Here is a 21,290-nt window from a genome sequence, read left to right on the forward strand (position 1 = left end):
CAAACTGCGGTTGGCACAATCGTCATGTCCTATGAGAAAACAGGCAAAGCTCCAGAAACCTGAGATTACTGTACTCGGTGGGGTTATCGAAACGAAGTGCTTCTTCGCGCAAAAACGTGGCGTAGTTTGAGTATATTTCTCGCCTATTTTGTTGTTCGTAGTAGACGAGTCCAAAATGCTTGGCCACCCGACTGTCCCAGATCGGCCAAATCGTTGGCGCAAGAAAGTGCAGCAATTTTGAGGTTCCGATCCATGAGCGGTTTACTAGGGGTTCGCTTGGCAGATCCCCTGATCTCAAGCCGGGTAACGAGGATTGGGAAAACTCGAATCGGTCCAGAATTTTTGGCATCCAACCATAAACCGCATGAGCGAGAACTACGAGATCGTCGTCGGTGTTTACGGTTTCACCAAATTTGACCAATGGCCAATATCCGCTTTCGTACTGTTTAGAATTCTTTCTTTGATGTTCCCATTCAGAAACGAACGGCTCCAAGTCAATCCTCTGAAACTTGACCAATTTTATGGATCCCATGGAAGAGTGTTTGCTAATGCGAGCAGGTTCGGCCCCACAAGTCATACTCTCCAGCTTCTTCGACCTCAACGGCTAGTACGTCCCCCGGTTTCAACTCCTCGAAACCTTCATCAATGAACAGGTTTCCGTCGATTTCGGGCGCGTCAGCCTTGGTGCGGCAGGTTGCGGCCTCGTCGTCGACCTCGTCGACGATCACATCGATGGTCTGGCCGACCTTTGCGGCCAGCTTGGCCTCGGAAATCGCCTGCGCCTTTTCCATGAACCGGTCCCAGCGGTCCTGTTTGACCTCAGCCGGGACGTGATCAGGCAGGTTGTTCGAGCGCGCACCGTCGACGTTCTCGTATTGAAAACAGCCAACGCGATCCAGCTGTGCCTCATCCATCCAATCCAGCAGCGTCTGAAACTCGGCCTCCGTCTCGCCCGGATAGCCCACGATGAAGGTCGACCGCAGGGTGATATCCGGACAGGTCGCGCGCCATGCAGCGATCTCATCCAGCGTTTTGGCGGCAGCTGCGGGGCGGGCCATACGTTTCAATACGTCCGGGTGGGCGTGTTGGAACGGGATATCCAGATAGGGCAGGATGTTGCATCCCGCGTCTGCCATCAGAGGGATCAGCTCGCGCACATGCGGGTAGGGATAGACGTAGTGCAGTCGAACCCAGGCATCCAACTGCCCCAACTCACGCGCCAGATCGGTGATGTGGCTGCGGACTTCGCGGTCTTTCCACGGGTTCACGTCGTATTTCCGGTCCAGCCCATAGGCCGAGGTATCCTGCGAGATCACGAGCAACTCGCGCACACCGTTATCGACCAGCTTTTCAGCTTCGCGCAGCACGGCGTGGGCAGGGCGGCTGGCCAGTTTCCCGCGCATGTCGGGGATGATGCAGAATTTGCACTTGTGGTTACAGCCCTCGGAAATCTTGAGATAACTGTAGTGGCGCGGGGTCAGTTGAACACTTGCTGCGGGCAGCAGGTCCACAAATGGATCAGGATCGGGCGGCACTGCCGAATGCACCGCATCCAGCACCTGTTCATATTGATGAGGGCCGGTCACGGCCATGATGCGCGGGTGATGTTCGCGGATGTAATCCGGTTCCGCGCCCAGACAGCCGGTCACGATGACCTTGCCGTTTTCCACCAGCGCTTCGCCAATCGCGTCCAGCGATTCCGCCTTGGCACTGTCGAGGAACCCGCAAGTATTCACGATCACGGCATCCGCACCTGAATAGTCCGGAGATATCCCGTACCCTTCGGCACGAAGGCGGGTCAGGATACGCTCACTGTCGACAAGGGCCTTGGGACATCCCAAAGAGACCATACCGATTGTCGGCTGGTTCGAACGTGGCGTCTCAGGCATCCGGGCGGCTGGCGCCAGGTCGGGGCGGAGGTTTGGCGGGTTCGTGGTCATGGCGCGGCATATAGTGGGGAACGCTTCCCCTTGCAAATGCGACGCAGGCTTTGGATGATATTTTTTAAACGCATGAAAAAGGCGGAGAGCAGATAATGAAGTGGCTAGTGCGCATCCTTTTCCTGTTGGTGGCGGTTTTCGGCTTGGTCGTGGGGGCCCTGTTGCTGATGCCTGGCGACAAGCTGGCCGCGATTCTGGCTGAACAGGTCCGCGCCCAGACGGGCCGTGATCTGAAGCTGTCGGGAGATGTGAATCTGTCATTCTGGCCCGTATTGGGCATGGAGACGGGTCCCGTGAGCTTTGGAAACGCGCCCTGGGCTGGCTCGGAACCAATGCTGAGCGCCGAAAGCCTGGCTGTCGGGGTCGATGCCGCTGCGCTGATCTCAGGCAACTTGCGCATCAAGCGGGTGATCGCCGATAATCCTGTTCTGCGGCTGGAGCTTTCTGACGGTCGTGGGAACTGGGAACTCTCGGCGCCCGCATCGACGGCCGTTCCCCCAAGCTCTGCAGGAGGCGCGACACCGCAAGAGCAGCAGGGCGAAGTGACGCTGGATCACCTGAAGCTAACAAATGCGCGCCTGGTCTACATCGAAAACGGTGTGACGAAATTCGACTTTTCCAATGTCGATCTGGCGGCCAGTTGGCCTGATGTTTCAGCGCCGCTGGAGGTGAAGGCGAAATTGGCAGTGCCTGGCGGGGACGTTGATGTGGATCTCAAAATCCAGGATTTACCGGCTTATGCATCGGGGGTTGTAACGCCGCTCGCGCTGACCCTGACTGCGCCCGGAGGAAAGTTCAGCTTCGATGGTCGCGTCAATCTGGCCGGCGAAATGGATGGCAAGTTGAACGCCAAAACGACGAATACGGAACGCATGCTGGCTGCTTTTGGACAGGCGGGTGTAGGGGCGCCGCTGGGACTTGGGCGCGAGGCTGATTTGTCCGCGCAGATGACCTATACCACTGACGGGCGGGTCTCTCTGCGCGACATGGTGGCCAAGCTGGATCATAATCGACTGAGCGGTGAGGCGGATATCGTGATTTCTGACCCGCCGCAAATCACAGCGCGATTAGATGGCGGGGATCTTGATCTCACAAGGTTTAATGACGCGCCTGCCGCCGGCAGTAGCGGGGCGTCCACGGCGCCTTCGCCTGACCAAGGCTGGTCGACCACCCCAATCGATGCGTCTGCGCTGGCCTTGGCAAACGGTGTAATTCGCCTAAAGGCCAACTCCATTGCCGTGCCGGGGCTTAAACTGGGGCCGAGCGACCTGACGCTCAACCTTGATCGGTCACGGGCGGTACTGCAGATGAATCCCGCCACGCTGTTCTCGGGGCATTTGAACGGGCAGGTGGTCGCCAACAATCGGAACGGACTGTCAGTCGGCGGGAATCTGAAGGCGGAAGATATCAACGTTCAACAGGCCCTTTCCGCTTTGGGTGGTGTCGAACGCCTGTCCGGAACCGGATCGGGGTCGTTCGAATTCCTCGGGGTTGGCCAGACCGAAGACCAGATCATGCGCTCGCTGAGCGGCAGGGGGCGTCTGGACGTGGGCAAAGGCGTGATCTCGGGGTTTGATCTGGACCGTCTGATGGGGCGCGGTGGGGGCGAAGGGGGTACGACCGTGTTTAACAGCGTGACCGCCAGTTTTACCATGGATCAAGGCATACTACGGAACGACGACTTGTTGATGTCACTGGACAACTTCCGGGCTGACGGAGCCGGTCAGGTTGGAATCGGAAATCGCGATATCGACTATCTGTTTACGCCGGTCGCGCTGCGGGCGAATTCGGGCAACGGTATCTCGGTGCCGGTGCGGATCGTTGGGCCGTGGAGCAACCCGTCGATCAAGCCGGACCTGACCAAGGTCATTGAAGCGGCGGCTGAAGGAAAGGCCAAAGAGCTTGAGGATGAAGCCAAGCAAAAGGTCTTTGAAAAGGTCGGCGAGGAACTGGATACGACGATCACTGACAGCGATCAGATCGAAGACGCCATCAAGAACAAACTGGAAGAAGAAGTGAATAAGGGACTGTTGAAGCTGTTCGGCGGTAACTGAATCGCGCTGCCGGATCGGCGTTTCGGGGCAGATGCCCCGAAACGCGGTATCGCTTAGATGGTTTGATCGTAGTCGCCGACGCCCGGCTCGGTGCGTATGACAGCATCGATATCGGTAAAGATCGCGCGCATTTCTTCGTCGCTTTCGCTGCTTTCGCAAACCACCACAAGATTGGGCGTGTTCGATGACGCGCGCACCAGCCCCCAACTGCCGTTGTCCAGTATGACGCGGGCACCGTTGACGGTGACAACCTCTTTGATCGCGCGACCGGCGAAGGTGTCTCCGGCGTCCGCCTTGGCCACCAACTTGTCGACCAGCCGTTTGAGGATGTCGTATTTCTCGGTATCGGCTGCATAGGGCGACATCGTTGGTGTCGACCATGTTTTCGGCAAAGCCTTTCGCAGGTCCGACATGCTTTTGTCCGGATTGCGGTCCATCAGCTTGCAGATCTCAACCGCGACGCGCATCCCGCAGTCATAACCGCGCCCGATAGGCTCGGCCAGGAAGTAGTGGCCCGACTTCTCAAACCCGGCCAGCGCGTTGATCTCTTTGACCCGGCGCTTCATGTGGCTATGACCGGTTTTCCAGTAATCCGCTTTGACGCCGCGAACCTGCAATTCGGGATCGCTGGCGAACAGGCCGGTCGATTTGACGTCCGCCACAAAAGTCGAGTTGGGATACAGTTTGGCCAGATCGCGAGCCATGATCACGCCGACCTTGTCGGCAAAAATCTCTTCACCCTCGTCATCCACAACACCGCAACGGTCGCCGTCACCGTCAAACCCCAAAGCCAGATCGGCACCGCTAAATTTTACCGAGCCGGCCATGTCATGCAGCATTTCCATGGCTTCGGGGTTGGGGTTGTAATTGGGGAAAGTGTAATCCAGCCGGTTATGGCTTGGCACCACTTCGACGCCCATGCGTTCGAAAATCTCGGGCGCAAAGGCCGAAGCTGTCCCGTTGCCGGTGGCGCACACGACCTTCAGAGGGCGGGACATTTTGAAGTCGCCGACCAGATCGTCGATGTAGGCTTCTTTGACACCGTCCACGAACTCATACGATCCGCCGTCATGGGCTGCGCCTTCACCGTTCAGAACGATGTCCCGCAGTTCCGACATCTCGTCCGGGCCATGGGTCAGAGGGCGGTCAAAGCCCATCTTGACCCCGGTCCAACCGTTTGGATTGTGGCTGGCCGTGACCATGGCCACCGCTGGAACGTCCAGATGGAACTGCGCAAAATAGGCCATGGGGCTGAGAGCGGGGCCAATATCCTTGACCTGAATACCGGCCTGCATCAGCCCGAGGATCAGCGCGTTCTTGATCGCGAGCGAGTAATCCCGATAGTCGTTGCCGACTGCGATCACCGGCTCGATCCCACGTTTGCGCATTTGTGTGCCCAAACCCAAACCAAGCGCAGTCATGCCCGGCAGATTGATCTCTTCGGGGTACTTCCAGCGCGCGTCATATTCGCGGAACCCGGTCGGTTTGATCATGGGGTCGCGCAGAAAGCTCCAGGTGTTCGGAGTCACCTCGGGGATTGGTTTATTCATAACTATTGCTCTTGACTAAATCTCAATCGGATTGGCCTTGGCCAATGCATCAAAGCGCATCAATGTGTCAACGAGGTGTGGCATCTGATCCAGGTAAATCATGTTTGGCCCGTCGCATGGGGCGTTATCCGGGTCCTGATGCGTTTCCATAAAGACCGCACCCGCGCCGACAGCAACGGCTGCCCGAGCCATGACTGGCGCAAATTCTCTCTGCCCGCCCGAGGAACCGCCTTGCCCGCCGGGTTGCTGAACGGAATGGGTGGCGTCCATCACCACCGGGTAGCCTGTCTGTGCCATTTGAGGCAGGGACCGCATATCGGCAACCAGAGTGTTATAGCCGAAGGAAGACCCCCGCTCGGTCAGCAGGATATTCGTATTCCCGGTACTTTCGATCTTGGTCACGATATTGGGCATTTCCCAAGGTGCCAGGAACTGACCCTTTTTGACGTTGATAACAGCACCCGTGTTTCCAGCAGCCAGCAACATGTCAGTCTGGCGGCACAAGAAGGCCGGGATTTGCAAGACATCCACTGCCTCGGCTGCGATCGAGCATTGGGCTTCGGAGTGGACATCGGTCAGCACCGGAATGCCCATGGTCTTGCGGATGTCATCCAGAACCTTCAGCCCGGCGTCGATCCCCATTCCGCGCTTTCCGGACAGAGATGTACGGTTGGCTTTGTCGTAAGAGGCTTTGAACACATACTGCGCACCTGCGGCGTCGCACGCCTCTTTCATTTTTCCAGCGATCATCTGCGCATGATCTGCGGTTTCAAGCTGGCAGGGGCCGGCGATGATCGTCAGAGGCAGATCATTGCCGACCGTGAGATCGGAGATTTTTACATGTTTCATGTGTCTTACGAGGATACCTGTTCACGAAGGACTGACGCGGTAAGCGAGATCAACAGGTAGATACCAGCAAACAACAGAAAAGCCAAAATCGTATTTTCGAACTTGCGCGGATAGGTGGGTTCCTGGCTTGGCACCGGCTTCACCGACACGGTCAGATAGCGCACTTTGCGGTTTGCCTCGGTCCGTGTGGTTTCCATTTGCTGCATTGCCGTCTGCATCATCATGTCCCGTGCGGCAAGATCGGCCTGCGCCATTTGAATCCGCACACTCAGGCGGGCAAGCGAGTTTTCGCCAGCGGATACGTCCAGCATTTCCGCGTTGAGCTCTTCAAGCACAGCTTCGAGGCGTGAAATATCTGCGCGGGCACCGTCGACCTTCGCCTGGTTGGGGCGCAGGTTGTCCAGCAGCGCGGCAAGTTGAAGCTCTTTGTCCTGCAACTGGGTTTCAATGCCGTTAATGCGGCCGCGAAGGCCGGCAATAACGTTTTCCGGGTCCAAAAGAGCGCCTTGCAGTTGAAGCTCAATAAGGTCTTCCTGCGCTTTTTTTCGTTCTTCTTGTGCCATTTCGAAACTGGCCAAAGCTTCGCGCATCTGATCTTCGCGCTTTACTTCGGACAGGCCGTTGATCCTCTCTTCGGCGTAAGACAGAAGGCGGTCCGAGATGGCAACCGCGATTTCCGGCGCCGGTGCCGCGACCTCCATTCGGATGATGCCGTCGCTTGGGTCGTACCCGATTGTAATCATCCGCTTATACAGCTTGTACGTTTCTTCCAGTGTCGCGTCGGGTGAGAGCCGCTGGATCGGATCAATCCACTCCTGTTTGAAGATTTCGGCAAAGCCCATATCGCGCTCGAGCCTCAGCAACGCGTCTTTGGATTCCAGAAATTCCTGCGTTGCGACAGAATCCTGTGCGGTCGCGTACTGTGTGCCTGCCAGAAATCCGCCGAAGGATGCGCCGGCGCCGTCCGCCTGAAGGATCGAGAAAGCAGAATCACTGGCATACATGGGTGTCGCCAGACGGTAGAAGTAAATCCCGACGATCAGCGTGGGCAGGAACACGAAAACGGCCAGTCGCGCAAACAACGCCAAAAGTTTGCGACGGCGACGTCGCGCGATGTCTTTTCGTATCTGGTCAATTTCGAATTCGCGTCGTTGCGCTGGCGACAACTCGGGGCCCGGTAAAGTCTGGGCGCCCTCGTTGACCGTTTGCGGCAAATGGATCTTGATTTTGTCTTGAGACTTATCCTCGGCGCGTTTCTTTTCGGTAGCCAGGTCCAACAAGTTCGTGCGCTGAAACGGGTCGATCCCTTTTTTGCGCAGCAGGCGCACCGCATCGTAGTCCGAGGTCGCTGCAAGACCGTTTTTCTGAGCCAGCCTGCGCGCCATGCGCAATTGCCGTCCTGTCAGGCCCTCGCGCTTGATTGCATCCAGCTCGGTTCCGGGCTGCGGGTCATTGGCCGCAGCAGGCGGCTGAGTTGCCTTGCGAATGCGCGATATGGCGTCGGCGCGCGCCTCAGCTGTGCCTTCGCTGCGGCGCTTGCGGCGCCAGTTGTAAATTCTAGCCTTGGGTTTGGTAGTCATATAGCTGCTTTGCCTCTTCCAAGGTGTCGAACATGTGAAGCTGCCCATCTACAAGAACAGCGGCCTGTCGTGCAAATTTTTCCAGAACGTCAGGGCTGTGTGACACGATCACCAGAGTCGTCGTGCGCAACTTTTCCCTAAGGACGTCGCCGGCTTTTCTGTTGAAATCGACATCTGTCGAGGCCGGCATACCCTCGTCAATCAGATACATGTCGAAATCCAACGCCAGCATCAATGCGAAAGTAAATCGCCCCTTCATACCGGACGAATACGTGGCAAGCGGTTGGTTGAAGTATTCTCCCAAATTGCAGAGCCAGCTACAGTAGGCTTCGACATAGTCAGGGTCCATGCCGTAGATTTTGGCGATGTAGCGCGCGTTTTCCAGTGCCGACAGATTACTCGCAACGCCACCGGAAAAGCCCATCGGGAACGAGACTTTGCAGGATTTTCGAATCACGCCCTCGTCCGGCTTTTCCAGCCCGGCCATCATGTTGATCAGTGTGGTTTTTCCGGTTCCGTTGGGCGCAAGAATGCCGATCGAGCGGCCCAACTCGATCCGGAACGAGACATTGTCCAGGATCACCTTGCGGCGCGTTCCGGTCCAGAAGGACTTACTGACATTCTCAAACTCCAGCATTTGCGCCTGCTGCCTGTACCTGTGTTGTGCCGAATGCACCGACAAATCAGTGGTTATCCTACGCGTTTATATAGGCCACATTATGTCGAAAAACGAAGCGCATGATCAATGCATCCAAAAGCTGGCTGTTGGCAATGTGACTTTTTCATGTGTTGGCCCTGTGCCCTGCGCTGACTATCTTTCACTCTGACCGTCAACCAGTTTGAAGCACTAATCCTTGCGATCCGATGAATTCAATTCAGAAAGAAATCTCATCCTGTCGCCTCTGCGTTGATCGCTTTGCCGCGACAGAGACTGCGCACGAACCGCGCCCGGTGGTCTGGTTTCGGTCCGGAACTCCGATTTTGATTGCGGGCCAGGCGCCTGGTGCGCGGGTGCATGCATCGGGGCGGCCGTTTACCGATCCGTCCGGGGATCGCTTGCGGGACTGGCTTGGGATCAATGAGGCCGTGTTTTACGACCGTTCGCTGGTTTCCATCGTGCCGATGGCATTCTGTTTTCCGGGATACAATGCGCGCAAAGCAGATTTACCACCACCCCCGGTCTGCGGGCAGACGTGGCATGACAAGGTGATGCAAACGCTTGGGGATATACCTTTGACGATTGTGGTTGGCGGGCATGCTCACAAATACCATCTGAAAGCCCGCACCTCGGTCACGGAAACCGTTCGCAACTGGCGGGACCATGCGCCGCGCGTCTTTGCCTTGCCTCATCCGTCGTGGCGGAATACGGCATGGATGAAGAAAAACCCGTGGTTCCAAGCCGACCTTCTGCCGGATTTGCGCGCCCGGGTGCAAGAGGTTCTGAATGACTGAAGCCACAGCTCTGGATGCCGCCCACGCCGCGATGGAGGCTAACCCGCAGGACGATGCCGCGCGACTGCGTTTTTTCGAACGGCTGGCTGACAGCGAATTGTTCCTGATGCTGACCGAAGAGGCGAAGGGCGAGAATATCTCGCCCGAATTGTTCGACGTCGCCGACGGGCGCTTTGTGCTGGTCTTTGACCGAGAAGACCGGCTGGCGCGGTTTGCCGGACGCCCGGTGCCCTATGTGGCGCTGTCCGGGCGGGCGCTGTCGTCCATGCTGACGGGGCAGGGGATCGGGTTGGGCCTGAACCTCGAGGTCGCCCCGTCATCGATGCTGATCCCGTCCGAGGCGCTGGGCTGGTTGGCTGAGACGTTGCAGCACGGACCGGAAGAAGTGCAACAGCGGTTCGCGGAGTTTCTGGCTCCGGCCGGGTTGCCTGACGATCTGCTGACCGCGCTGGACGCAAAGCTTGCCACGGCGGTTGGATTGGCAGACGCGGCCTATCTGGTTGGGACCAAAGCAGAGGATGGCGGGTCTGGTCATCTATTGGGTTTTGTTGGGGCGGTCGATGGTGCAGAGGCAGCGCTTGCCAAAGCGGCGTCCGAGGCGCTGACATTTTCCGGGATCGAGGCAGGGGCCATGGATGTCGGGTTTTTTCCTCCGCATGATCCGGTTGCCGCGTCACTGGCGCGCGTTGGATTGCGTTTCGATCTGCCTCAGCCCGAGGTGCGCGTTGCCACGCAAACGATACCCGGCAGCGATCCCGATAAACCGCCTATTCTAAAATAGGATGTGGAAAACAAATCGCCCCGCGACCGGTAGAGCGCAGGGCGATTGCGTTGTTATTCCGCAGCCGCCTCCAGCTTGTCCTGCGTGCGGGTTTCGAAGTCTGAGGCCTCGTGACGCTCGTGCAGCTGGGTATGCGGCTCGCCGAACGCGCGGTTGACCATCCGCCCACGCTGTACCGCTGGGCGCGCATCAATGGCTTTGGCCCAACGCATAACGTTCTTGTAGGATTCGACGTCCAGGAATTCTGCCGCGCTGTAAAGACGGCCCAGAACCAATTGGCCATACCACGGCCAGATTGCCATGTCGGCGATCGTGTAGTCTTCGCCTGCGATATACGTCTTGTTCGCCAGTTCACGGTCCAGAACATCCAGCTGGCGTTTGGCTTCCATGGCAAACCGATTGATCGGGTATTCCCATTTTTCCGGAGCATAGGCGTAGAAATGGCCAAAGCCGCCGCCCAGATAAGGAGCGCTGCCCATTTGCCAGAACACCCAGTTCATGACTTCCGTGCGTTCCGGACCCGATTTGGGCAGGAATGCGTCGAACTTCTCGGCCAGGTGGAACAGGATCGAGGCGCTTTCGAACACGCGCGTCGGCTCATCACTCGACCGGTCCCACAGCGCGGGAATTTTTGAGTTCGGGTTTGCCTCAACAAATCCCGAGCTGAACTGATCGCCTTCGCCGATATTGATCAGCCAGGCATTGTACTCAGCGCCTTCGTGCCCCAGCGCCAACAGCTCTTCCAGCATTACGGTCACTTTTACGCCGTTTGGGGTGGCGAGTGAATAAAGCTGCAGCGGATGACGTCCGACCGGTAGGTCCTTGTCGTGGGTAGCACCGGCAATCGGGCGGTTGATGTTGGCGAATCTGCCGCCGCTCTGGCTGTCCCATGTCCAGACCTTTGGGGGCGTATAGGTCGGTTGCTCGCTCATTTCTTGCCTTTCTTAGCAAAGTGCAGGTGAATTGTCCGTCCGTCACAACAGCTAATGTTGCAAAGCGCCGAGTCCAACCCCCGACGCAGGGGCCGTTTTGTAACAAACCACATCCGACTTCTCACGTTTTCTCATTCGTCGTCACAGCGCCGCGAGCGGGACTGCGCATCAAATCAAAATCACCTATTGTCTGTTCAGACCCGCTCATACGGGCAAATCAACAACCCTGAGGACAAAAGGATTGACCACTATGAAACGTTTTGCCCTGACCGTAGCTGCGGCGATGACCTTTGCCGCTCCGGCCTTTGCCGGAGATCAGTATGTGGATGGTACCGGCTATGCCGTATCCGGTTACGATGTCGTCGCTTATCGCGACCTAGCTCAGGTTCCTGTCGGTCAGTCGCAGCCTGAAGGCGTGCGTGGCAATGCCAACATCACCGCAGAATATAATGGCGCCACCTGGGCGTTTTCGACCGAAGAAAACCGCGGGAAATTCCTGGAAAACCCGGCCTATTACGCCCCGCAATATGACGGGCATTGCGCATACGGCGTGTCGAAAGGCGGCAAGGTTCCGGCAAACCCGAACCTGTGGCGCATTGTGGATGACAAGCTGTATTTGAACATCACCGATGTTGTTGTCGGCTTTTGGGAAGAAGACGTTCCTGGCAACATCAATATCGCCGAAGGCAACTGGCCCGGTATCGAACCTGATGGCGCATCGACCAGCGTCATCCCGAAATTCACTTCGGAAGGCCCTGTCACAAACTAAGTGGCCACTCACGACACCAAAGCCCGGCTGGACCTCAGTCGGGCTTTTCTTCGCGATGATTAATGCGCCAACCAGAATTCGTCGCGCATCTGCTGGTCGGCTTCGAAACGAATCCGAACGCTTTTGGCGCCGGGGAATGTCCGGGCCGTTATAGCATCGGGAACGACAACCTCGCCGCCGCCAGAGTTATTTGACTGGAAATTCAGCACTTCGGTTTCTGTCCGGCGCGACCCTGCCAGAACTGATGTCGGCAAAGCTACGCGATTTGCCCCCTGGTAGACCGGTGTAGAAACAAAAAACGTCACGTGGCGGCCGAAAAAACCGACCGCATCGGGAATGTGATCGGATTTGCACAACTGATCTGGCTTCGACGTTTCGGTTTCGTCGCTTGTGTCTGGCAGTGCTTTGTTCAGCAGTGCGCGGCAGGCGTCGATATCCGCAGTTTCAAGGGTGATCACGCGTCTGCGCAATTTCGGGCGCCGCGGTTTTCCCGCCCCTGCGCCTTTGCCCGCCAACCCTTCCTTGCGCAGAAGGTCATAGGCTTCTTTGGCGCGGGTAAATCCAGTGCTATCACCGTTTGCCTGATCAGGGTGGCCGTGGAACGCAATATTCCGCCACGCATTTCTGATGTCATCTGAACTGGCGCTTTGATCCAACCCCAGAGCATACAACGCGTCTGAACGGGCCCTGAACTTTTCGGCAGTTTCCATACCCAACTAACTCATTAAAACACTTCACAACCCCAGTTTCAGGAGGGTTGTGAATTTGTCAAATTCCACATGAAATTGAAGTAACTACAGGAACAATTTCATTCGTGTGCAGGTATTGTTTTCGGAGCTTGAGGCGAAAAAACGGCGTGATTTTGGCCCTTTGTCAGATCAGGCGACATTCTGCAGATCGACTCGTGGCGTGATGCCAAGGGCAAAACACACATCGCGCGTTAGCTCGGGCCGGTTCAGAGTATAGAAATGCAGCTTGTCCACACCGCCCTCGATAAGGTCCGAGCACAACTCGGTGCACAGCGCTGTGGCCAGCAAATCCTCACGATCGTCGCGAATGGCTTTCTCAAACGCCTGTTCGACCCATGCCGGAATGCGCGTACCACAGCGTTTGGCGAAGTTGCGCGCGCCCTTCCAGTTCTCGATTGGAAGAATGCCGGGCACGATGGGTTTATCAATGCCGGCTTTTTCGCAGGCATCACGGAACCGGAAGAAAGTCTCGGCCTCGAAGAAGAACTGAGTCAGGGCCTCATCCGCGCCTGCATCCAGCTTGGCCTTGAGCCAGTCGATATCCGTGCGGGCATTTTGCGCCTCGGGGTGAATATCGGGATACGCGCCAACGCGAATGCTGAACATCTCAGTCTCCGCCAGGGCAGAGATCAACTCGACCGAATTGGCAAACCCGTCAGGGTGCGGCTCGAAACGGTCCTGACCGCTGGGTGGATCGCCGCGCAGGGCCACGATGTCCTGGACGCCGGCCCGCGCGAACGTATCCGCAATCTCCAGTGTTTCCTGACGGGATGCATCGACGCAGGTCAGATGCGCCGCAACCGGCAGGCCCGAGGATTTGTGCAGGGTCGCCACCGCGTCGCGCGTCAGTTCCCGCGTTGTGCCGCCTGCGCCGTAGGTCACCGAGACAAAGCGCGGTTCGAGCGGGGCAAGTGTCTGAACGGTGTCCCAAAGGCGGAATGAGGCCTCGAGCGTCTTGGGCGGGAAGAACTCGAATGAAATTTCTGGCTTAGTCATCTCGGCCTCACTTGTTTGGTTCAAGGACCTTGTGCCAGCTTCGACATTGTGAGACAAACTCATAATATTCAAGAACAACATGAGTATCACTGCAATGCACATCGAATTCCGCCATTTGCGAACCATCAAGGCCATCCATGAATGCGGTGGGCTTGCCCGCGCGGCGGATCAGTTGAACATCACACAATCCGCGTTGAGCCATCAGATCAAAGGATTGGAAGATCAGGCCGGGGTAGAATTGTTCCTGCGCCGCTCGAAGCCGATGAAACTGTCGGCAGCTGGGTTGCGATTGCTTCGCTTGGCGGAACAGATTCTGCCACAAGTCGAGGCGACGCAACAAGAATTCTCATCGTTGCGAGACGGGCGAACGGGGCGGATGCACATCGCCATCGAATGCCACGCTTGTTTTGAATGGCTGTTCCCAGTGCTTGAATCTTTCCGGAAATCCTGGGGTGATGTGGACGTCGATATCCGGCCTGGCCTTGCCTTCGACGCGCTGCCGGCCCTGCAGAAAGAAGAGGTAGATCTGGTCGTTTCGTCCGATCCCGAAGACCTGCCAGGCATCGAATTCATCGAACTATTCGACTATGACGCCGTCTTTGTCGCCGCGTCGTCGCACCCTCTGGCGCAGAAAGAATACATCGAGGCCGAGGACTTCAGGGGACAGACCCTGATTACATATCCGGTGGAGCGAACACGCCTTGATGTATTCAGTCAGTTGCTGATCCCGGCGCGGGTTGAACCGGCCACGATCCGGCAGGTGGAACTGACCGCGGTGATCCTTTTGCTCGTCGCGTCGAACCGCGGCATTTCGGTGTTGCCTGACTGGGTTGTGCGCGAAGTGAAGTACAATTCGGACTACGTCACCCGCCCCCTGACCAAAGACGGGATCACCCGTAGCCTTTATGCGGCGGTGCGCACCGAGGACCTGGAAAAACCCTTTGTGCAAGAGCTGATTCAGTTGGCCGGAACCGAGGCGCGCAAGCTGCAAGAGCAATAGGCAAAAAACGCGGGGCTGTTATGCGCATCATTCCTCTTGGCAAGGGCGCATTGCCCCAGTATACGCGCGGTTTGACCGGACAGGAGCCTTTGGACAATGGTTGGCAGTGCAAATCTCAACATCATGATCAAAGCCGCGCGCAAGGCGGGGCGTTCTTTGGTCAAGGATTTTCGTGAAGTCGAGAACCTGCAGGTGTCGATGAAAGGCGCAGGTGATTTTGTCTCCAAAGCCGATATCGCCGCCGAGGCGATCCTGAAAGAGGAACTGCTGGGCGCACGCCCCACCTATGGCTGGCTGGCCGAAGAGGGCGGCTCAATTGACGGTGAAGACCCGACCCGCCGCTGGATCGTGGACCCGCTGGACGGCACCACGAACTTCCTGCACGGCCTGCCGCATTGGGCGATTTCCATCGCGCTGGAACACAAGGGCAAGATCGTCGCCGGTGTGATCTATGACGCCGCCAAGGACGAGATGTTCTTTGCCGAAAAGGGCGAAGGCGCGTGGATGAACGACATGCGTATCCGCGTTTCGGGCCGCCACCGAATGATCGAGTCTATCTTCTCGACCGGTCTGCCCTTTGGTGGCCGTTCGGACCTGCCTGCGACCCTGCAGGATCTGGCCCGCCTGATGCCCGCTTGCGCAGGTGTGCGCCGCTGGGGTGCCGCGGCGCTGGACATGGCTTATGTCGCCGCCGGTCGCTACGAAGGGTTCTGGGAGCGTCGCCTGAACGCATGGGATCTTGCCGCCGGCATCATCATCGTGAAAGAGGCTGGCGGATTTGTTCAGGCGCTGAACCCTGAAGGCAGCGTTTTGGACGATGGCGAAGTGATCTGCTCGAATGAGCCTATCTTTGACCAGTTCGCGAAGGTGATCCGAGGCTAGGTATTTCGGATATCTTTTGAACAAGCGCGCCCCGACCTAGGCGCGCTTTTTTACTTTGAGCGTGGCGCGTTACGCCAGACCGGCTTCATTAGCCACAATGCACCGCATCATAGCGACGCTCAAAAAAACTAATTTGTTTGTTCGTTAAAGAGCGGCAAGAATGCATGGTCGGGATAGAGGCTCACCAGGTGGGAGAGAAGTAACGGTTTCCGAATAGGTCGAAAAAACGAACCCTATCCTGGGCTTTTCTCCGGGCGCGCGAACCCCGATGTATGCGGCTGTAACTGGCAAGGCGATATTGGCCGCGGCGCACGAGGTCACGTAGGTCATCGGTGGGCGTTTCCTCAACCACAAGATACGTGACGCACACCTATTTGCGTGGGACGCGCGGGATCCTTGATTGCGATAGATTGTATTCGTGTTCGGGGTGGGGAGGGTGCCCATGTGTGCGGCCCCAGAACGCGGGCCCGCCACGCTTTAGCCAAAGGGGAACACACAGGATCAGGCCGACAAAAAACCCACCCGTATGTGCCCAATAGGCGACGCCACCTTCGTCCGGATTGCTGGCGAGGCTGCCCAGAAACTGCATGCCCAGCCAGACGCCGAGCATTACGAAGGCGGGGATTGTGAATATGCGGACATAGACGATCAGGATCAGCAGGATATCCACGCGTGCTTTTGGGAACATCAGAAGATAGCCGCCCATAACGCCAGCGATAGCACCGGAGGCTCCGATGGTCGGCACCACTGAGCCCGGTGCGGTTATGACGTGGATCAGGCCTGCGCCGATTCCGGCGACAAGGTAAAACAGCAGAAAGGGCACGTGGCCCATCTCGTCTTCGAGGTTGTCGCCAAAGATCCAGAGGAACAGCATGTTCCCGGCCAAGTGCATCCAGCCACCATGCAGGAACATCGAGGTCAACAGAGTTTCAAAGGCAAAACCATCGGTGATCCGTGCCGGAATGACGGCATAGTCGAAATAGAGCCGGCTTATCAGCGGGGCATTATCCATGATTCCAACATAACTTAGGAATATCAGGATATTAGACGCCATCAGCAGGTAGACGACGTATGGCGTGCGCCCCGAGGGGTTATGATCACGGATCGGAAACATGGGGGGGACGCTGGGCTTTTCCCGGCCCAGCGTCAAGGTATGGTTACGCCGCACCTCCCAACAATGCTGCGTTACCGCCGGCGGCAGTCGTGTCCACGCAAACGTGGCGTTCGCCCAAGACCCGTGCCCGGTCCGGCAAGCCGGGGATCAGCGGCACGATCGGACCATCGCGGCGGGCGAGATGACGTTCGATCTCGCGTGCGGTATCTTCGTCGCCCCACCACAGAACGCCCGAGAGGCCAGTCACGTTTTCCAGCCGGTGCAGATCCAGTGCGCCTGTCGACCGAATGGCGGTGCCGCCCAGTGCTTCTACCGCTTCGGCCTGCGCTTGCGCTGCCTCAGCACCCGGTCCCATGCACAGCAATGGCGTTCGCGGGAATTCACTCAGCCGGTTAGACTCGCCAGTCGGACCGGGCAAAGATTTGGTCTGCACCGGCGTAGGTTGGCCCTGAGCAACTGGCAGCTCGCTCATTGTGCTTCCCCACTGCGCTTTGGACTGCTGCCGGTCTGGCGCGCAGAACCGGGCCATGTAGTTCGGCCCGCCGGCCTTCGGCCCTGTACCTGAAAGCCCCTCGCCGCCGAAAGGTTGCGATCCCACAATGGCGCCGATCTGGTTGCGGTTAACGTAGATATTTCCGGCATGAACAGCCTCGGTGATGTGCTGGACCCGATCGTCGATGCGGGTGTGCAGCCCAAAGGTCAGCCCGTATCCAGTTGCGTTGATTGCGGCGATGACCTGATCGATTTCCGAAGCCTTAAAGCGCGCGACATGAAGAACAGGACCAAAAATTTCGCGCTCCAGCGCAGAAATGCCGGGTATCTCGATCAATGTTGGTGCGATGAACGTGCCTTCGGGGGGTACGGCCAGTTCCTTGAGGACGCGCCCTTCGGCACGCGCCTTGGATACGTGATCCGCGATGCCCTGCCGCGCGGCGTCGTCAATGACCGGACCGCAATCGGTTGAGATCTGCCATGGTTCGCCGATCTGCAAAGCCGCCATTGCACCGGTCAGCATTGTCAGCAAGTCGTCTGCGATATCCTCCTGCACATAGAGGCAGCGCAGCGCGGAACACCTTTGGCCCGCAGATTGAAACGCGCTTTCGATGATGGATTGTACCGCCTGTTCGGGCAGGGCGGTGCTGTCGACGATCATCGCGTTCAGTCCACCCGTCTCAGCGATGAGCGGCGTGCCCGGGTGGAGGTTTTCGGCCATTGCCTCCCGAATTCTCAGCGCCGTCGCCGTCGACCCTGTGAAGGCCACGCCGGAAACGCGCGGGTCAGAGGTCAGCGCTGCGCCAACAGCTGGCCCACCGGGCAACAATTGCAACGCGTCACGCGGCACACCGGCTTCGTGCAGCAACTGAACCGCTCGATGCGCGATCAGAGGTGTCTGAGGTGCGGGCTTGGCCAAAACGGCGTTTCCCGTCGCCAGCGCAGCCGAGATCTGGCCGGTGAAAATGGCCAATGGGAAGTTCCAAGGGCTGATACAGGTAAAGATGCCTGCGGGTTCAGCGTGGGGGATGTTCGCAGCGTAATAGCGCAGGAAATCGACCGCCTCACGTAGCTCAGCCACCGCGTCGGGTACTGACTTTCCGGCCTCGCGCGCGAGCAGGGCGAACAGTTCGCCGAAATGCGCTTCGTACAGGTCTGCTGCCACATTGAGGGCGCGTGCACGGTCTGCGGGCGGATCCTGCCACGGTGAGGCTGTCGCCAGAGCCAGCTCGACATCCTGCGCGCTGGCAGCGGCGACGGCACCCGGCCTGTCCTGTGGTTGAGCCGGGTTTGTGATCGGCTGGTCTTCCTCAGGGTTTGCGTCCCCGGACAGAAGCGGTTGCGCATACCAATGGTGCGCCCGATATGCATCGCGCGCGGCGTCGATCCTGTCCAGCGTTGGTGTATGATGCAGGTCGAACCCTTTTGAATTCGGGCGTTCCGGTTGAAACAGTTTCGGACCGGTTGGCAAAGATGGCACCTGATCCTGAATAGACAGGAACGGATCGGCTGCGACGTGTTCAGGCGGAACCGTCTCATCCACGATTTGGTTTACGAAGGAAGAGTTTGCGCCGTTCTCAAGCAACCGCCGCACGAGATAAGCCAGCAGATCGCGATGCGCTCCGACTGGGGCGTAAATCCTGCAGCGTGTATTGCTCTGGTCCTTGACGATTTGGTGCAGCGTCTCGCCCATTCCGTGCAGGCGTTGGAATTCGAAAGGCTGGCCGTCGGCCATATGAAGGATTGCGCTGACCGTGTGGGCATTATGCGTGGCGAATTGCGGATAGATCCGGTCGGTCATACCCAGCAGCTTGCGCGCGTTGGCGATGTACGAAATATCTGTTGCTGCCTTGCGGGTGAACACGGGGAATCCGTCGACACCTTCGACCTGGGCGCGTTTGATCTCGGTGTCCCAATAGGCACCCTTCACAAGCCGAACCATCAGTTTGCGATCGTGGCGTTCGGCCATGCCAAACAGTGTATCCAGAACGATCCCGGCCCGAGGTCCGTACGCCTGTACCACAATGCCCAAACCGTCCCACCCAGCAAGGGCGGGTTCGGCCATCACGGCTTCGATCACTTGCAGGGACAGGGACAGGCGGTCCGCTTCTTCGGCATCGATATTCAGACCCATACCGGCCGCTTTGGCCAGCAGACACAACGCCCGCAGCCGTGGCACAAGTTCGTCCATCACGCGCTGTTCCTGTGCCAGTTCATAGCGCGGATGCAGGGCCGACAGTTTGACCGATATGCCCGGATTGGCGCGGATGTCATCGTGGATGCAAGCTTCGGCGATTGCCGCGATCGCGCGCGAGTAGGACAAGTGATAGCGGGCGGCGTCGGCCTCGGTCCGGGCGGCTTCACCGAGCATGTCGTAGGAATAGGTGTAGCCCTTGCCCTCCATCCCTTTGGCCCGGTTCATGGCGGATTGAATGGTTTCGCCCAGCACGAACTGGCGGCCCATTTCCTTCATCGCTCGTCCGACGGCTGTACGGATCACCGGCTCACCCAGACGTTTGATCGCTCCGCGCAACGCACCAACCGGAGACGTCTTGTCTTCGTCCAGTACCTTGCCGGTCAGCATCAGTGCCCAGGTGGATGCATTGACCAGCGAAGAGGACGATTGACCCAGATGCTTGCCCCAGTCGGATGGCGCAATCTTGTCTTCGATCAGCGCGTCGATCGTGTCGGCGTCGGGCACGCGCAGCAAAGCCTCGGCCAGACACATGAGCGCAACACCTTCGTCCGTGGACAGGCCGTATTCGGCAAGAAACACCTCCATCATGCCAGGCGAGGTGCTGGACCGGATGTCACGCACCAACTGTGCCGCAGCCGCGCAGATCGCGGTGCGGTCGGTTTCGCTCAGGTCGGCATTGGCGATCAACGCGTCAAGAATGTCAGATTGATTGGCGTAAGTCTGGCCATCAATCAGGGTGCGCAGGCTGTGTGACATGGGTCCTCCGGTCTTTTGTGTAATATAGTGTCGAAAAATCAGGACGATTGCCTTATTTTCCGAAACTGATGGGCGAAAGGCCTGTTTTTGAGGTCATCTACGATGCAAAAAGACTTTCCTGGGCTGGACCGGTTCGACAGGTCAATCCTTGCGATTCTGGCCGAGGACGGCCGGATACCCGTTGCCGACCTTGCGCGCCGCATCGGGCTGTCCAAGTCGCCCACTCAAGCACGTGTGAAGAGACTTGAAGCCGAAGGGATCATCACGGGATACCGCGCTTTGCTTGACCCGATCCGCCTTGGCCTAGACCACGTTGCCTTTGTCGAAGTCCGGTTGACCGACACCCGCGAGAAGGCACTGGCCGAGTTCAATGCGGCAGTTCGGAAGGTGCCCGAAATCGAGCAAGCCCATATGATTGCTTCGAATTTCGACTATTTGTTGAAAATCCGGACCGGCTCGATGTCGGAATACCGCGCGGTTCTGGCCGAGAAAATCTCGTCTCTGCCGCACGTTGCAAACACCTCGACTTTCGTGGCGATGGAGGCGGTGAAAGAGACCGGAGTGTCCGGAGCCTTGGACGGGGTGGGTTGACGTAAGCCACACACGCGTCACCATTGCTGCATGAAACAGTTTGCTTCAGCTTGTTTGTTGTACGTTGCGCTGTCAGTTGCGGCCAACGCCCAAGATTGCCCGGTCGCGCCGGACCATTCCGCCGACGTATCGGCGATTATCGCGCAGATTCAGGATGCCGAAGACGAACGAGCCGCGCGCGTCTTGTCGAACCAGCTCTGGGAGTTTTGGACGGATGCACCTGACGAAAGTGCGCAGGCGGTGCTTGATCGGGGAATGACGCGTCGAAATGCGTGGGACTTGCTGGGCGCAATTGAAGACTTCGACAGGTTGATCGCTTACTGCCCATCTTACGCCGAAGGGTATAACCAACGCGCATTTGCCCACTATTTACGGCAGGACTTTCAATCCGCTTTGCCCGATCTGGACAAGGCCATCGAACTGTCGCCGAACCATGTTGCCGCGATCAGCGGTCGCGCACTGACCTTGCTGGGGCTTCAGCGCATCGATGAAGCGCGCGAGGCTTTGGCTCAGGCGTTGGAGCTGAATCCGTGGCTTTCTGAACGGCATCTCATGGCTCCGGGTGGGCCACTTGCCATACCAGGTGAGGACATCTAAAAAAACGCC

Annotated in this window: 19 protein-coding genes; 8 read left to right on the plus strand and 11 right to left on the minus strand. The window is 58.0% G+C overall.

Features of this window, described 5'->3' with window-relative positions:
• Positions 1–22 precede the first annotated feature (22 nt).
• Positions 23–493: a hypothetical protein gene (locus ACR0J0_RS06710; RefSeq protein WP_480662306.1), complete on the minus strand. Its 471-nt coding sequence runs from the start codon at positions 491–493 to the stop codon at positions 23–25.
• 52 nt (positions 494–545) lie between these two features.
• Positions 546–1,940, minus strand: coding sequence for a 30S ribosomal protein S12 methylthiotransferase RimO (rimO, locus tag ACR0J0_RS06715; RefSeq protein WP_480662308.1), 1,395 nt, complete (start codon positions 1,938–1,940; stop codon positions 546–548).
• Between the two features lie 95 nt (positions 1,941–2,035).
• On the opposite strand from rimO, the gene ACR0J0_RS06720 reads away from it, so the two are divergent.
• Positions 2,036–3,994, plus strand: coding sequence for an AsmA family protein (locus ACR0J0_RS06720; RefSeq protein WP_480662310.1), 1,959 nt, complete (start codon positions 2,036–2,038; stop codon positions 3,992–3,994).
• Between the two features lie 53 nt (positions 3,995–4,047).
• Here the strand turns inward: ACR0J0_RS06720 and ACR0J0_RS06725 are convergent, their stop codons facing one another.
• Genes ACR0J0_RS06725 through ACR0J0_RS06740 form a run of 4 tightly spaced genes read right to left on the minus strand, consistent with a single transcriptional unit; the run spans position 4,048 to position 8,610 of the window.
• Positions 4,048–5,544, minus strand: coding sequence for a phosphomannomutase/phosphoglucomutase (locus ACR0J0_RS06725; protein ID WP_480662312.1), 1,497 nt, complete (start codon positions 5,542–5,544; stop codon positions 4,048–4,050).
• Positions 5,545–5,559: 15 nt separating this feature from the next.
• Entirely contained in the window at positions 5,560–6,393 is an 834-nt protein-coding gene (gene kdsA, locus ACR0J0_RS06730) for a 3-deoxy-8-phosphooctulonate synthase (RefSeq protein WP_480662314.1), read from the minus strand.
• 5 nt (positions 6,394–6,398) lie between these two features.
• Positions 6,399–7,973, minus strand: a complete 1,575-nt coding sequence (locus ACR0J0_RS06735; RefSeq protein ID WP_480662316.1) for a KpsE/RkpR family capsule polysaccharide export protein — start codon at positions 7,971–7,973, stop codon at positions 6,399–6,401.
• Positions 7,951–8,610: an ABC transporter ATP-binding protein gene (locus tag ACR0J0_RS06740; RefSeq protein WP_480662318.1), complete on the minus strand. Its 660-nt coding sequence runs from the start codon at positions 8,608–8,610 to the stop codon at positions 7,951–7,953. Before ACR0J0_RS06740 ends, ACR0J0_RS06735 begins: the two co-directional genes overlap by 23 nt.
• Before the next feature lie 227 nt (positions 8,611–8,837).
• Here ACR0J0_RS06740 and ACR0J0_RS06745 point away from each other — a divergent pair, with 227 nt between their 5' ends.
• Positions 8,838–9,425 carry a uracil-DNA glycosylase family protein gene (locus tag ACR0J0_RS06745; protein ID WP_480662320.1) on the plus strand — a complete coding sequence of 196 codons (588 nt, stop codon included), beginning with the start codon at positions 8,838–8,840 and terminating at the stop codon, positions 9,423–9,425.
• Positions 9,418–10,206 carry an SseB family protein gene (locus ACR0J0_RS06750; RefSeq protein ID WP_480662322.1) on the plus strand — a complete coding sequence of 263 codons (789 nt, stop codon included), beginning with the start codon at positions 9,418–9,420 and terminating at the stop codon, positions 10,204–10,206. The genes ACR0J0_RS06745 and ACR0J0_RS06750 overlap by 8 nt, the downstream gene beginning before the upstream one ends.
• A gap of 53 nt (positions 10,207–10,259) precedes the next feature.
• On the opposite strand, the gene yghU is transcribed toward ACR0J0_RS06750, so the two are convergent.
• Positions 10,260–11,138: a glutathione-dependent disulfide-bond oxidoreductase gene (gene yghU / locus ACR0J0_RS06755; RefSeq protein WP_480662324.1), complete on the minus strand. Its 879-nt coding sequence runs from the start codon at positions 11,136–11,138 to the stop codon at positions 10,260–10,262.
• 250 nt (positions 11,139–11,388) lie between these two features.
• Here yghU and ACR0J0_RS06760 point away from each other — a divergent pair, with 250 nt between their 5' ends.
• The gene (locus ACR0J0_RS06760; RefSeq protein ID WP_480662326.1) at positions 11,389–11,907 is read left to right on the plus strand and encodes a YHS domain-containing (seleno)protein; all 519 of its coding nucleotides are present in this window, start codon (positions 11,389–11,391) and stop codon (positions 11,905–11,907) included.
• A gap of 59 nt (positions 11,908–11,966) precedes the next feature.
• Here ACR0J0_RS06760 and ACR0J0_RS06765 read toward each other — a convergent pair whose 3' ends face one another.
• The gene (locus ACR0J0_RS06765) at positions 11,967–12,617 is read right to left on the minus strand and encodes a J domain-containing protein (protein WP_480662328.1); all 651 of its coding nucleotides are present in this window, start codon (positions 12,615–12,617) and stop codon (positions 11,967–11,969) included.
• A gap of 168 nt (positions 12,618–12,785) precedes the next feature.
• Complete coding sequence (gene metF / locus ACR0J0_RS06770; RefSeq protein ID WP_480662330.1) at positions 12,786–13,652, minus strand: methylenetetrahydrofolate reductase [NAD(P)H]; 867 nt, start codon at positions 13,650–13,652, stop codon at positions 12,786–12,788.
• A 94-nt stretch (positions 13,653–13,746) separates the two neighbouring features.
• Between metF and ACR0J0_RS06775 the strand changes: the two genes are divergently transcribed.
• On the plus strand, positions 13,747–14,652 hold the full coding sequence (locus tag ACR0J0_RS06775) for a LysR family transcriptional regulator (RefSeq protein WP_480662874.1): 906 nt from the start codon (positions 13,747–13,749) through the stop codon (positions 14,650–14,652).
• Between the two features lie 96 nt (positions 14,653–14,748).
• Positions 14,749–15,534 carry an inositol monophosphatase family protein gene (locus ACR0J0_RS06780; protein ID WP_480662332.1) on the plus strand — a complete coding sequence of 262 codons (786 nt, stop codon included), beginning with the start codon at positions 14,749–14,751 and terminating at the stop codon, positions 15,532–15,534.
• A gap of 370 nt (positions 15,535–15,904) precedes the next feature.
• Here the strand turns inward: ACR0J0_RS06780 and ACR0J0_RS06785 are convergent, their stop codons facing one another.
• Positions 15,905–16,648: a rhomboid family intramembrane serine protease gene (locus ACR0J0_RS06785; RefSeq protein ID WP_480662334.1), complete on the minus strand. Its 744-nt coding sequence runs from the start codon at positions 16,646–16,648 to the stop codon at positions 15,905–15,907.
• Between the two features lie 43 nt (positions 16,649–16,691).
• Complete coding sequence (gene putA / locus ACR0J0_RS06790; protein ID WP_480662336.1) at positions 16,692–20,093, minus strand: bifunctional proline dehydrogenase/L-glutamate gamma-semialdehyde dehydrogenase PutA; 3,402 nt, start codon at positions 20,091–20,093, stop codon at positions 16,692–16,694.
• Positions 20,094–20,195: 102 nt separating this feature from the next.
• Here putA and ACR0J0_RS06795 point away from each other — a divergent pair, with 102 nt between their 5' ends.
• Positions 20,196–20,684 (plus strand): Lrp/AsnC family transcriptional regulator, encoded by a 489-nt coding sequence (locus tag ACR0J0_RS06795; RefSeq protein WP_480662338.1) that lies wholly within the window; start codon positions 20,196–20,198, stop codon positions 20,682–20,684.
• 30 nt (positions 20,685–20,714) lie between these two features.
• On the plus strand, positions 20,715–21,281 hold the full coding sequence (locus ACR0J0_RS06800; protein WP_480662340.1) for a tetratricopeptide repeat protein: 567 nt from the start codon (positions 20,715–20,717) through the stop codon (positions 21,279–21,281).
• The last annotated feature ends 9 nt before the right edge of the window (positions 21,282–21,290 follow it).

Source organism: Ruegeria sp. BF12, from assembly GCF_056538705.1.